The sequence below is a fragment of the Streptomyces sp. NPDC004126 genome (genome assembly GCF_050275515.1).
In the GTDB taxonomy this organism is placed as follows: domain Bacteria; phylum Actinomycetota; class Actinomycetes; order Streptomycetales; family Streptomycetaceae; genus Streptomyces.
The window spans coordinates 1-12606 of sequence record NZ_JBNNPF010000101.1; the positions used below are offsets into that span (position 1 = coordinate 1).

The window sequence follows — 12606 nt, forward strand, 5'->3', positions numbered from 1 at the left end:
CTCACCCTCTCGGGCTTTCCTCCGGGCTTTCGTTCTTGCGATTCAGACTCTATCAGAGTCTTTCTCGCTTGCTTTCCAGGTCCTTCGCTTTCGCGCTTTCCCTTTCCGGCGGTTCCGACTCTATCAGATCCTTTCGGGCCTGACCCCCAGTCAGCGGGGTTTGTCTTCCGGGCTGTTGGGCCCTTCCGACACCTGAACTCTAGCGGATTTCCCCGGCAACCGATAATCGGGCCTTCGGAAATGAATTCGGGCATGCCGAATTCGTTCCCTGTGGGAGTCCGTGCTGAGTAGGTTGCCGCTACGAGGCGGCGGGATTCGTTGACTCCGGAACCTTCCGGCTCCGGGGCAACTCGGAGAACCTTACGGATCCGCGAGGGGCGTGTCAACCCGGGAGGTCAGGGGCCGTCAGGCCCTGGACTGGAGCTCCTCGACGCGGTCCAGGAGGCGGGTGAGCATGTCGCCCAGCACCCCGCGCTCCGCGGTGGAGAGGTCCTGGAGGAGGTCCTCCTCGAAGACCGTGGCCGCGCGCATCGCGTCCAGCCACTTGCTGCGGCCCTCGTCCGTCAGCTCGACGATCACTCGGACCCGGTTGGACTCGTCCCGTTCGCGGGTGACCAGGCCCTCCGCCGTCATGCGGTCGATCCGGTGGGTCATCGCGGCCGGCGTCAGGCCCAGCTGCTTCGCGAGCTCGCTCGGGCCCATCCGGTAGGGCGCCCCGGAGATGACGAGGGCCTTGAGGACCTCCCACTCCGCGTTGCTGATGCCCAGGGCCGCGGTCTGGCGGCCGTACGCGACGTTCATGCGGCGGTTCAGCCGGCTCAGGGCCGAGACCACCTTCTCGACCTGGGGGTCGAGGTCCTGGAACTCGCGCTGGTAGACGGCGATCTGCTCATCGAGGCTCGGCTCTTGGACGGGCGCCGCGCCGTCGGGGGTGTCAGGCATGCCCCGAAGTATCGCACGAACCCGTTGGCATCTAACTCCTTCGATGTGTAGAGTTAAGCATCGAAGTTTAGGTATGAAGTTCTGAAGTCTTCAGTCTTCGGCTCTCAAGGCAGGTGAGAAGTGACCAAGGTGATGGGCGCTGCGATGCGGCGGATCCAGGCCGGCAACGCGCTGACCGCGTTCGGCATCGGTTTCACGGTTCCGTTCCTCTACATCTATGTGGCGCAGGTGCGGGGTCTGGGTTCCATGGCGGCCACGAGCGCGTTCGTGGCCTTCGCCCTGGGTGCTCTCGTCGCGCTGCCCTTCACCGGCCGGGTCATCGACCGGCGTGGTCCGGTCCCCGTGGTCATGGGTGCGGCCGTCGCCGCTTCGGTGGGTGCGCTCTCGCTCGGGCTCTCCACCGGCATCGTGCCGATCCTGCTGTCGGCCCTGGCGCTGGGCGCCGGGCAGGCCGTGATGCAGCCGGCGCTGGCCACGATGATCGTGTGGTGCTCGACGCCGTCGACCCGTACGCGTGCCTTCGCCCTCCAGTTCTTCATGCAGAACCTGGGTCTGGGCATCGGCGGGCTCGTCGGCGGCCAGATCGTCGACGAGAGCCGTCCGGGCAGCTTCACCCTGCTGTTCGGCATCGAGGCCGTCATGTTCCTGGTGCTGGCGGTCGTGATCGCCACCGTGCGGATGCCGCACGTCCAGAACATCAGCGACGCGATGGCCAAGGACGCGGTGCCGGCGGGTGGCGGCTGGAAGCGGCTGCTGCGGCACAAGGCGATGGTGCAGCTGTGCGTGCTGGGGTTCGTCCTGTTCTTCGCCTGCTACGGGCAGTTCGAGTCGGGTCTGGCGGCCTTCGGCACCGAGGCCGCGGGGATCTCGCCCTCGACCCTCGGGTTCGCGCTGGCCGCCAACACGGGTGCGATCGTCGTGGCGCAGTTCGTGGTGCTGAGGCTGGTCGAGAAGCGCCGCCGGTCGCGGGTGATCGCGCTGGTCGGGCTGATCTGGACGGTGGCGTGGCTGATCGCCGGGTTCTCGGGGCTGGGGCACGGCAGCGCGATGATGGCCGCCGCCGCGTTCATCACGACGTACGCGCTCTTCGGTATCGGTGAGGCGATGCTGTCGCCGACGCTGGCTCCGCTGGTGGCCGATCTGGCTCCCGAGGGCTCGGTCGGGCAGTACAACTCGGCCTTCGCCCTCGTGAAGCAGATGGCGCTGGCGCTCGGGCCGCTGGGCGTGCCGCTGGGTGCGGGGATTCCGATGCTCTACATCGGGGTGTTCGTGGTGGTGTCGCTGGGGATCTCGGTGCTGGCGCTGCGGCTGGGCAGGCGGCTGAGCCCGGTGCAGGACAACCCGTCGGTGGTGAGCCGGGTCGTGGCGCAGGGGCCGGCGGTCGCCTCGGAGCAGGCGGCGGAGCGGGTGTCCGCGTAAGGGGTACGGCGAAAAGTGGGGAGAGCCCCCGGTCCTTCGGGACCGGGGGCTCTCCCCTTTTGGTGTCGCTACTTGTCCGGGAGGGCGAACTCGCACCAGACGGCCTTGCCGCCGCCGGGGGTGCGGCGGGAGCCCCAGGCGGAGGCGATGGTGGCGATGATCGAGATGCCGCGGCCGGTCTCGTCGGCCGGTTCGGCGCGGCGGCGGCGCGGGAGGTGGTCGTCCCCGTCGGTGACCTCGACGATCAGCCGGCGGTCGGTGCGGCGCAGGCGCAGCCGCATGGGCGGGGTGCCGTGCTGGAGGGAGTTCGCGACGAGCTCGCTCGCGGCCAGGACGCCGAGGTCGCACAGTTCGACGGGGAAGCGCCAGGAGCTGAGGACGCCCTGGGCGAAGGCGCGGGCGCGGGGGGCGGCCTCGACGCCGCCGAGGAGTTCGAGGGCGGCGTTGTGGAAGAGCTCGGCGTCCACGCCGGTGCGGGCGGGCTGCTGGAGGACCATGACGGCGACGTCGTCGTCGTGGTCGGCGTCCACGCCGAGGGCGCGCATCAGGCGGTCGCAGATGATCGCGGGGGTGCCCTGGGCGCCGGCCAGGGCGCGTTCGAGGGCGGCGACGCCTTCGTCGATGTCCTCGCCGCGGCGTTCGACCAGGCCGTCGGTGTAGAGGACGGCGGTGGAGCCGGGGCCGAGGGCGATGGTGCCGGAGCTGTGGAGCCAGCCGCCGGTGCCGAGCGGGGGGCCGGTGGGGTCGGCGGCGCGGCGTACGGTGCCGTCCTCGTCGCGGACGAGGATGGGGAGGTGGCCGGCGGAGGCGTAGGCCAGCAGTCCTTCGTTGGGGTCGTGGACGGCGTAGACGCAGGTGGCGATCTGGCTGGCGTCGATCTCGGCGGCGAGGCCGTCGAGGAGCTGGAGGACCTCGTGCGGGGGGAGGTCGAGGCGGGCGTAGGCGCGGACGGCGGTGCGGAGCTGGCCCATGACGGCGGCGGCGCGGACTCCGCGGCCCATGACGTCGCCGATGACGAGGGCGGTGCGGCCGGCGCCGAGGGTGATGACGTCGTACCAGTCGCCGCCGACGGCCGCTTCGGTGCCGCCGGGCTGGTAGGTGGCGGCTACGCGGAGGTCGTCGGGCTGTTCGAGTTCCTGGGGCAGGAGGGAGCGCTGGAGGGTGACGGCGGCTTCGCGCTGGCGGCGTTCGCTGGCGCGGAGGCGGTCGACGGCTTCGGCGTGGTCGGTGACGTCGGCGAGGTGGACGAGGATGCCGGTGTGCTCGGGGTCCGTCTCGCCGTCGGCGGCGGCCTTGGGGAACTCGACGGGGGTGCAGGTGACGGTGTACGAGCTGCCGCCGCCGGGCGCGGTGCGGTTCTTGGCGGTGCGGGGCTTGCCGCTGCGCTGGACCTGGTCGAGGAGTTCGAGGAGGCCGAGCTCGCCGAGTTCGGGGAGGGCTTCGCGGGCGGGGGCGCCGGTGGTGCGGGGGCCGAAGCCGGCGGTGTAGGCGTCGTTGACGTAGGCGACGCGGTGCTCGGGGCCGTGGACGAGGGCGACGAGGGCCGGGAGGAGGCCGAGGACTTCCCGTACGGGGAGCTCGTCGAGGGCGGGCGCGGCGGGGAGCGGGGCCGTGCCGGTGCCGCGGACGGTGGCGTCGGCGGGGCTGCCGTCGGAGGGCGCGGCGGGGTGGGCGGCGGCGCCGCGGGCTGCCGGGACGGAGCCCTCACCGCGTTTTGCCTGGGCCGCGGCGTTCTCGTTCCGGGCGGCGGCGCGGCGCGTGCCGGGGAAGCGGGCGCTCCAGCGCGTGAAGTTCACTGCGTTCAAGCCTCGTGGTGTCGCAAGTGGTCGCGGTGTGTCCTCCCGGTGGTGCCGGGAGGTGCCCCTGGGGTCGGGCGCTGGACGGTGTCGCTCGGTCGATGGCGCTCTGGATGTCACTGTGTGCAGGCGTGAGCCCACCTATGGTCACACGTCCAGTGTGGCCGACGGCACTGACAACGTCAGCCCTGCTTGTCCTGCGGGGGGTCGGGAGCGGGCCTGGGCGGGTGGTGGCGGTGGCCGCCGCCGGCGGCGAGTTCGAATTCTGCCCTGGGGTGTTCGAGGGATCCGAGGGAGACGATCTCGCGTTTGAAGAGGCCCGCGAGGGTCCATTCGGCGAGGACGCGCATTTTGCGGTTGAAGGTGGGGACGCGGCTGAGGTGGTAGGCGCGGTGCATGAACCAGGCGGGGTAGCCCTTGAGCTTGCGGCCGTAGAGCAGGGCGACGCCCTTGTGGAGGCCGAGGGAGGCGACGGAGCCGACGTACTTGTGGGCGTACTCGGTGAGGAGCTCGCCGCGCAGGGCGGCGACGAGGTTGTCGGAGAGCTGTTTGGCCTGGCGGACGGCGTGCTGGGCGTTGGGGGCGCAGACGCTGCCCGGTTCCGCGGCGGTGATGTCGGGGACGGCGGCGGCGTCGCCGGCGGCCCAGGCGTGTTCGACTCCTTCGACGGTGAGGAAGGAGGTGCAGCTGAGGCGTCCGCGTTCGTTCTTGGGGAGGTCGGTGGCGGCGAGGACGGGGTGTGGTTTGACTCCGGCGGTCCAGACGATGGTGCGGGTGGGGAAGCGGGAGCCGTCGCTGAGGACGGCGACGCGGTTCTCGCAGGATTCGAGGCGGGTCTCGAGGCGGACGTCGATATTGCGGCTGCGCAGTTCACGGACGGTGTAGACGCCCATTTCGGTGCCGACCTCGGGGAGGATCCGGTCGCTGGCCTCGACGAGGACCCATTTCATGTCCTCGGGCTTGACGTTGTGGTAGTAGCGGGCCGCGTATCGGGCCATGTCCTCCAGTTCGCCGAGTGCCTCCACGCCGGCGAAACCGCCGCCGACGAAGACGAAGGTGAGGGCGGCGTCGCGGATTGCGGGGTCGCGGGTGGAGGAGGCGATGTCCATCTGTTCGATGACGTGGTTGCGCAGGCCGATGGCCTCTTCCACCGTCTTGAATCCGATGCCGTAGTCGGCGAGTCCCGGGATCGGGAGGGTGCGGGAGACGGAGCCGGGGGCGAGGACGAGTTCGTCGTATTCGATCTCGATGCCGCCGGCGCCCTCCTCGGCGGTGGCGAGGGTGGTGACGGTCGCGGTGCGCTTGGCGTGGTCGATGCTCCGGGCCTCGCCGATGACGATGCGGCAGCGGTCCAGGACGCGGCGCAGGGGGATCACGACGTGCCGGGGTGAGATCGCGCCGGCGGCGGCTTCCGGGAGGAAGGGCTGGTACGTCATGTAGGGCTCGGGGGTCACCACGGTGATCTCGGCTTCGCCGGATCTCAGCTTCCGCTGGAGGCCCAGGGCCGTGTACATGCCGACGTAGCCGCCGCCGACGACGAGGATGCGCGTGCGGGGCGGGGTACCGGGGTCGTCGCCCCGGGAGTTAGCAGCCTTCACCATCCCATGACGCATCGTGGCCGGGAGTTTGTCCACAGGCCCGGCAAATTGTGTGACCGGTGGGGGTGGCGGGACGGGCCTGTCAGGAGATCCGGATCACGTTAAAAGTGCGCAGGTCAGGACTCCGGAGGGGGCGATTCCGGGGAGTTGCGGCGGAAAAGTGGCGGTGAATGCTCCGATCGGGCGGTGCTCGGTCGGCGGCTGCCTCTTCTGAATTGACTCTGGCTCAACTATGTTCGTATCTCGTCGAGGATGTAGGACCAGGGCCCTCATGACCGTGGCCCCCCTCGACACGAAGGCGGGGAGTGTCTCCGGGGGGAGACAAGTGATTACCGGGGGATACATATGAACATTTCCGATTTCCATGGCTCTGTCACCGCTCTGTCCGCGGAGACCGGCGGACGCGTGATGGCGGGCTCGACCACCCACGGCGTGGGCCGTTCCACGCCGCTGCGCGTCGACGCCCAGCGCAACCTGGAGCACGTCCTGCGGGCGGCCCGGGAGGTCTTCGGCGAGCTGGGCTACGGGGCTCCGATGGAGGACGTGGCACGGCGCGCGCGGGTCGGCGTCGGCACCGTCTACCGGCGGTTCCCCAGCAAGGACGTGCTGGTCCGGCGGATAGCCGAGGAGGAGACCGCCCGGCTGACCGAGCAGGCCAAGTCCGCCCTGGGCCAGGAGGAGGAGCCGTGGCAGGCGCTGTCGCGCTTCCTGCGCACCTCCGTGGCCTCCGGCGCGGGCCGGCTGCTGCCGCCGCAGGTGCTGCGGGTCGGCGCGGCCGCCGAGGACGAGGCGGACGAGGCCGCGGCCCGGGTGCCGCAGCAGCGCCAGGCCGCCGCGGCGGGTACGGCGGAGCTGCGTGTCGTGGGCGCGCGGACCTCGGTCGAGGACGAGCCCTCGGAGGACGCCGGAGCGGGCGCGCTGCTGGAGGTCGTCGGCCGGCTGGTGGACCGGGCGCGGGAGGCCGGTGAGCTGCGGACCGACGTCACGGTGGCCGATGTGCTGCTGGTGATAGCGACCGCCGCGCCCGCGCTGCCGGACCCGGCGCAGCAGGCCGCGGCTTCGGCCCGGCTGCTGGACATCCTGCTCGAAGGACTGCGTTCCCGGTCGGCGTGAGCCGTCGCCCCGGCCCGGCCGGGGCGGGCAGCCGTGGCACTGGCCCGAGCCGTGGGCGGGCCGGCCCCCGCAGGGGGGGGGGCCGGCCCGTCAACGGGGGCCCTCGAACGGCAGGTCGCCCGAAGGGGTGAGGAGCGGTCCGGCGATTCGCCGGATTGTCCCCGGATGGGTGGATACCGCGGAGAGGGCCCCGGGGTGCCATCGCCGTGTGACAGGCTGGATCGGTGTACCGGTTCGAGTGTGTCGTGCGGAGGCTTCCGCGATGAGCGTTGACGGGCGGGACGAGTCCCTCGATGGCGTCGGTGGCACCGGCGCCGAGGTCGGGGCGGGCAGCCTGCCCGCCCGGCAGGTCCCGGCCCAGCGCGAACGCGGCGGCAGGCACGCCGCATCCGGCACGCCCGGCGGTGAACTCCCTCCTTCGGACGGCGACTTGATCGCGCGGATGCGGGGCGGTGACGACGGGGCGTACGAGGAGCTGTTCCGTCGGCACGCCGAGGCGGTACGGCGCTACGCGCGGACCTGCTGCCGGGACGGGCACACCGCCGACGACCTGACCGCCGAGGTGTTCGCGCGGACGCTGCAGGCGGTACGGGGCGGGGCCGGGCCGGACCAGTCGGTGCGGGCCTATCTCCTGACCACCGTGCGGCGGGTCGCCGCCGCCTGGGCGAAGACCGCCCGGCGGGAGCATCTGGTCGAGGACTTCGCGGTGTTCGCGGAGCAGGCGGCCGCGGGTGCGGAGAGCGCCGGCGGGCTGTCCGGGGACGACACCCTCGAACTGGGCGCCGATGTCCGGGCGATGCGCGAAGCCGAGCGGTCGCTCGCGATGCAGGCCTTCCGGAGCCTGCCCGAGCGGTGGCAGGCCGTGCTGTGGCACACCACCGTCGAGGAGGCCTCGCCGAGCGCGATCGCCCCGCTGTTCGGGCTGAGCGCCAACGCGACGGCGGTGCTGGCCAGCCGGGCCCGGGAGGGCCTCAAGCAGGCCTACCTCCAGGCCCATGTGAGTTCCGCGCTCAGCGCGGGCGGCGACTGCGCGCGGTACGCCGACCGGCTGGGTGCGTACGCCCGGGGCGGGCTGCGCATGCGGGCCGAGCGGGGGCTGCGGGGGCACCTGGAGGAGTGCTCCAAGTGCCGGCTGGCCGCCGGGGAGCTGAAGGACGTCAACGCGGGCATTCCCGCGCTGCTGCCGGTGGCGGTCATCGGGTGGTTCGCCGCCGGGTACGCCGCGAAGGCGGCCGGGGTGGTGGCCGGCGGGGCCGTCGCCGCCGGGGGTGCGGGTGCTGCCGCCGCAGCGGCGGGAGGGTCGTCGGCCGGGGCCGGGGCGGGTGCCGCGGGTGCGGGTGCGGGGGCTGCCGGTGGCGCCGGGGCCGGGGCCGGGGGTGCCGGCGGGGCCGGGGGTGCGGTGGTTTCCGAGGGGCTGGGGCTGCCGGCCAAGGCCGCCATCGCCGCCGGGATAGCGGTCGCCGCCGCTGCCGGGGTGGTGTTCGCGCTGACCGGGGACGAGCCCGAGCCGCATGCCGGGCCCGCGCCCGGGGTGGTGGCGCCCGAGGTGCCCGCGCCGTCCGCGTCCGCCGCACCGGAGTCGGTGCCGCCGGGAGCTCCGTCGCCGGCGGCACGGGGGTCGGTGCCGCCCCGGCGCAGCGCTTCGCCGTCGGCTCCCGCGCCCTCGGCGCCGGCTGCGACGGCCGCGCCGCCGTCCGCTCCGGCGAGCCCGCGGCCGAAGCCCTCCCCCACGCCGACGCCGTCGCCCACGCGGGCCCGGCCGACGACACCGCCGCCACCGCAGCCGCCGCAGGGGTTCCCGCTCGCCGGGCTCGGGCACTCCGTGGTCGGCCGGCACACCGGTCCCGAGCTGGAGACCTGGCGCAGCAGCTGGGTGTGGCAGCGGTGGGGGCTGATGGTGGGCGGGCAGCGGTTCGGGCAGGGGATCACCGTGCACTCCCGCTCCGCGGTGGAGATCACCCTCAACCGGCAGTGCACGGGCTTCTCCGCGCGGGCCGGGGTGGACGGGCTGTCGATGCCGACCGACGGGACGGTGCGGTTCTCCGTCTACGGCGACGGGCAGCGGCTGTGGCGTTCGGACGCCCTCGGGTACGACGACGCCCCGGTGCCGGTCCAGGTGCCGCTGGCCGGGCGTTCGACCCTGCGGCTGGTGGTGGAGCAGGCCGGGCAGGGGCACCTCCCGACGCTGGCCAGCTGGGCCGACGCGGTGATCAGCTGCCGCTGAGGCCGAGCAGGGAGACGACCTCCGCCGGGGTCAGGGTCCGGCCCTCGGCCTCCGCCCGGGCCCGGCCGGCCTCGCCGAGAGCGGCGAGGGTGCGTTCCGGGAGCCCTTCCAGGGCGGCCGCCTCCGGGACCGAGCGGGGCTGGCCCGAGCGCCAGGCGGAGGCCGCCGCGAGGATCCGTACGCTCTCCTCGGGACGGCCTGCGTCGGCGAGGAACAGTGACGCCGTCTCGGCGATGCCGGCCAGGACGCGTTCCGCGCAGTGCTCGGCCACCGCCCCGGCGAGGGTCCCGCCGATCCGGGCCAGGCCCGCCTCCGGGCCGTTCTCGCGGGCGGCCAGGACGGTTTCGATGAGGTCCAGCCCGGCGGTGAACTGGGCCGGCACGTTGATCCGCTCCCCCGCGGCGCGGGCGGCGGCGGACTCGGTGCGGGCCCGGGCGAGGTCGCCGCGCTGGAGGGCCAGGGTGGCGGACAGGAACCGGCTGAAGGTGTTCACGTCGTACACCCCGCCCTGCTCGTCCGCCTCGCGGTCGGCCTCCGCGAGGAGCTTCTCGGCGGCTTCGTAGTTTCCCGCGCAGTACTCCACCTCGGCGATGCGGGCGATCGCGAAGGGCGCCTCGATGCGGGCCCCCACCTCCCGGGCCAGGCGCAGGCACTCCTCGTAGGCGGCGCGGGCGGCGCCGTACTGGCTGCGCGAGAGGGCGGCTTCCCCGGCGGCGCTGGCGACCTGGGCGCGGATCCAGCGGTCGCCGAGCCGGTGGGCGATCGCGTCGAGTTCGGCGAGGTCCGCGTCCACGGTGGAGAGGCCGCCGGCCATGTCGATGGCGAAGTGGGTGCGCATCAGCAGGGGGATGGCGGTCTCCCAGTCCCCGGCGTGGCGGCGGCAGTTGGCGATCGACTCGTCGACGCTCTCGTGGAAGTGTTCGAGGTCGCCGGTGAGGAAGCAGATCGCGGGCCACAGCATGCCGGGGAAGCGGGTGGTCTCCGGGGAGCCGTGGCGGAAGACCTCCTTGATCCGGGCGGCCTGTACGCGGTGTTCGGGCGTACGGAAGCGGTCCGCGCCCGCGCTCTCGGCGAGCAGGAACATGTGGAGCATGCGCAGCCGCATGTAGGGCCAGTACTCCGGGGTGCCCTCGGCCGGTTCGACGGGGGTCCGGGCGAGGATCCGGGCGGTCCAGTCGGCGCCCTCGGCACGGTAGTCGCGCAGCCACCAGAACCAGCCGAGGCCGGCCAGCATGCGCTGGGCGATCCCGGTGCCGACGGGGTCCGCCTCCTCCTCGATGGCGGTGTGGAGGGCCGAGCGCAGGTTGTCGAGCTCGGTCTCGAAGCGGCGGATCCAGGGGAGCTGGTCCCCGGAGCGCAGCAGCGGCTCGGCCCGTTCGGTGAGGGCGAGGTAGTACTCGGCGTGCCGCAGGGCGGTGGCGCGGGCGTCGGCGGGGTCCTCGGCGAGGCGTTCGGCGGCGTACTCGTGGATGGTCTCCAGGAGGCGGTAGCGCATGCCGTCGGGGTCGGGTTCGGCGCCGACGAGGGACTTGTCGACGAGGGCCGCCATGGTGCCGGCGACGTCGTCGCGGGTGTCGCCGTCCGCGCAGACGGCCTCGGCGGCCTCCAGGTCGCAGCCGCCCGCGAAGGCGGACAGGCGGGCGAGGACGGTGCGTTCGGCGGTGTCGAGGAGGTCCCAGGACCAGTCGACGACGGCGCGCAGGGTCTGCTGGCGGGGCAGGACGGTGCGGGCGCCGCCGGTCAGGAGGCGGAAGCGGTCGTCCAGCCGGTCGGCGATCTGGCGGGGGGTGAGGAGGCGCAGCCGGGCGGCGGCCAGCTCGATGGCGAGCGGCAGGCCGTCCAGGCGGCGGCAGATCTCGGCCGCGGCGGCCGGGTCGTCGCCGGGGTCGAAGCCGGGGCGGGCGGCGGCGGCCCGGTCGGCGAAGAGGCGGTGCGCGGGGCCGGGCGGCAGCGGTTCGAGGGGGCGCAGGAACTCTCCGGGGACGCCGAGGGGCTCGCGGCTGGTGGCCAGGATCCGGACGCCGGGGCAGTGGGTGAGGAGGCGTTCGGCGAGTTCGGCGGCGGCGCCGATGACGTGCTCGCAGTTGTCGAGGACGAGGAGCAGGCGGCGGTGCGCGCAGTGTTCGAGGAGGGCGGCGGTGGGATCGTCGTCGGCGGGGGTCTTCTCGCGGGCGACGAGGCTGTTCTCGCGCAGGCCGAGGGCGCTGAGGACGGCGCCGGGGACGGCGCCGGGGTGGTCGAGGCGGGCGAGTTCGACGATCCAGCCGGAATCGGGGCGGGCGGCGGCCGCGTGCTCGGCGAGACGGGTCTTGCCGGAGCCGCCGGGGCCGGTGAGCGTGACGAGGCGTACGCGGTCCAGGTCGGCGGCGAGGGCGGCGAGTTCGGGCTCGCGGCCGACGAAGGAGGTAAGGCGGGGGCGGATGTTCCCGCGGGGCTGCGGGGGTGCGGGCGGGGGCGGCGGTGCCTGGAGGAGCTCCGCGTGCAGGGCGCGCAGCTCGGGCCCGGGGTCGGCGCCGAGGTCCTCGGCGAGGTCGCGGCGGGTGCGCTCGTAGGCGGCGAGGGCGTCGGCGGAGCGGCCCGCCGCGCGCAGGGCGCGGAGCTGCTGGGCGCGCAGTGGTTCGTCGTACGGATGCTCCCGGATCAGCGCCTCGATCTCCGGCAGGAGTGCGGCGGGCGCGGTGGCGCCGCTGCGCAGGTCCGCCTCGACGCGGTCCCGGCGGGCGCCGGAGCGGCGGGCCTCGGAGGCGGCGGCGTACGCGGTGCGGGCGGGTTCGGGGAGGTCGGCGAGGGCGGGTCCGCGCCACAGCGCGAGGGCCTCGCGGAGGGTGGTGGCGGCGGTGGCGGGGTCGGCGGCCAGCTGCTCGGCGCCGAGGGCCGCGAGGCGGGTGAAGCGGTGGAGGTCGACGTCGTCGCGGGCGGCGGTGAGGCGGTAGCCGCCGGCGGGGTCGGTCGTGAGCCGGCCGGGGCCGAGGGTGCGGCGCAGGCGGGCCACGAGGGCCTGGAGGGCGGCGGGGGCGTCCTGGGGCGGGTCGTCGCCCCAGACCTCGTCGACCAGGTCGGCGACGGACGCGGCGGCCGGGTCGCCGGCGCGGAGGGCGAGGGCGGTGAGGAGCGCGCGCAGGCGGGCGCCGCCTGGGGTGAGGGGGGCGCCGGAGTCGTCTTGGGCCTGGGTGGGGCCGAGGATTTGGTAGCGCACCGGGCAATTCTGCCTTGCCCCTGCCGGGGGTGGGTGGGGGTTTTCGGGGCCCTTGGGCGGGGCCGCGCCCTGGCCGAGGCCGGCCCGAGGACCGAGGCCGGGACCGGGACCGGGGCCCGGAGGCCGAGGCTCGTGGGCCCGGGGGCCGAGGCTCGTGGGCCCGGGGGCCGAGGCTCGTGGGCCGAGGCGGGGGCCGAGACCGGGGCCCGGGGACCGAGGCTCGTGGCCGGGGCCGGGCCCGGGCCCGGGGCCGGGGGCCGGGACGCCGCGTGGGCGCCCGCGCCGCGGGTGGCCGCCGCGGCGGCCCGGCGGGGCGGG

Annotated in this window: 7 protein-coding genes; 3 read left to right on the forward strand and 4 right to left on the reverse strand. The window is 74.2% G+C overall.

Annotation, left to right across the window (positions count from 1 at the left end; translation table 11 throughout):
• Nucleotides 1-405 precede the first annotated feature (405 nt).
• Complete coding sequence (locus tag ACQKM2_RS39965) at nt 406-942, reverse strand: MarR family winged helix-turn-helix transcriptional regulator (RefSeq protein ID WP_007265422.1); 537 nt, start codon at nt 940-942, stop codon at nt 406-408.
• A 132-nt stretch (nt 943-1074) separates the two neighbouring features.
• Here ACQKM2_RS39965 and ACQKM2_RS39970 point away from each other — a divergent pair, with 132 nt between their 5' ends.
• The gene (locus tag ACQKM2_RS39970) at nt 1075-2361 is read left to right on the forward strand and encodes an MFS transporter (protein ID WP_427718942.1); all 1287 of its coding nucleotides are present in this window, start codon (nt 1075-1077) and stop codon (nt 2359-2361) included.
• A 68-nt stretch (nt 2362-2429) separates the two neighbouring features.
• Here the strand turns inward: ACQKM2_RS39970 and ACQKM2_RS39975 are convergent, their stop codons facing one another.
• Entirely contained in the window at nt 2430-4157 is a 1728-nt protein-coding gene (locus tag ACQKM2_RS39975) for an ATP-binding SpoIIE family protein phosphatase (RefSeq protein ID WP_427718944.1), read from the reverse strand.
• Between the two features lie 182 nt (nt 4158-4339).
• Nucleotides 4340-5758, reverse strand: coding sequence for an NAD(P)/FAD-dependent oxidoreductase (locus ACQKM2_RS39980; protein WP_427718933.1), 1419 nt, complete (start codon nt 5756-5758; stop codon nt 4340-4342).
• Nucleotides 5759-6100: 342 nt separating this feature from the next.
• Between ACQKM2_RS39980 and ACQKM2_RS39985 the strand changes: the two genes are divergently transcribed.
• Nucleotides 6101-6868, forward strand: coding sequence for a TetR/AcrR family transcriptional regulator (locus ACQKM2_RS39985; RefSeq protein ID WP_427718935.1), 768 nt, complete (start codon nt 6101-6103; stop codon nt 6866-6868).
• A 262-nt stretch (nt 6869-7130) separates the two neighbouring features.
• Nucleotides 7131-9092, forward strand: coding sequence for a sigma-70 family RNA polymerase sigma factor (locus tag ACQKM2_RS39990; RefSeq protein ID WP_427718938.1), 1962 nt, complete (start codon nt 7131-7133; stop codon nt 9090-9092).
• Here ACQKM2_RS39990 and ACQKM2_RS39995 read toward each other — a convergent pair.
• Nucleotides 9079-12288, reverse strand: coding sequence for a BTAD domain-containing putative transcriptional regulator (locus ACQKM2_RS39995; protein ID WP_427718941.1), 3210 nt, complete (start codon nt 12286-12288; stop codon nt 9079-9081). The two genes, ACQKM2_RS39990 and ACQKM2_RS39995, sit on opposite strands and share 14 nt — an antisense overlap.
• Between the last annotated feature and the right edge of the window lie 318 nt (nt 12289-12606).

What these genes read in the sequence shown, in the direction of transcription:
- ACQKM2_RS39965 (WP_007265422.1), bottom strand. Translation starts at nt 942, where the DNA reads ATGCCTGACACCCCCGACGGCGCGGCGCCCGTCCAAGAGCCGAGCCTC.
- ACQKM2_RS39970 (WP_427718942.1), top strand. Translation starts at nt 1,075, where the DNA reads ATGGGCGCTGCGATGCGGCGGATCCAGGCCGGCAACGCGCTGACCGCG.
- ACQKM2_RS39980 (WP_427718933.1), bottom strand. Translation starts at nt 5,758, where the DNA reads ATGGTGAAGGCTGCTAACTCCCGGGGCGACGACCCCGGTACCCCGCCC.
- ACQKM2_RS39985 (WP_427718935.1), top strand. Translation starts at nt 6,101, where the DNA reads ATGAACATTTCCGATTTCCATGGCTCTGTCACCGCTCTGTCCGCGGAG.
- ACQKM2_RS39990 (WP_427718938.1), top strand. Translation starts at nt 7,131, where the DNA reads ATGAGCGTTGACGGGCGGGACGAGTCCCTCGATGGCGTCGGTGGCACC.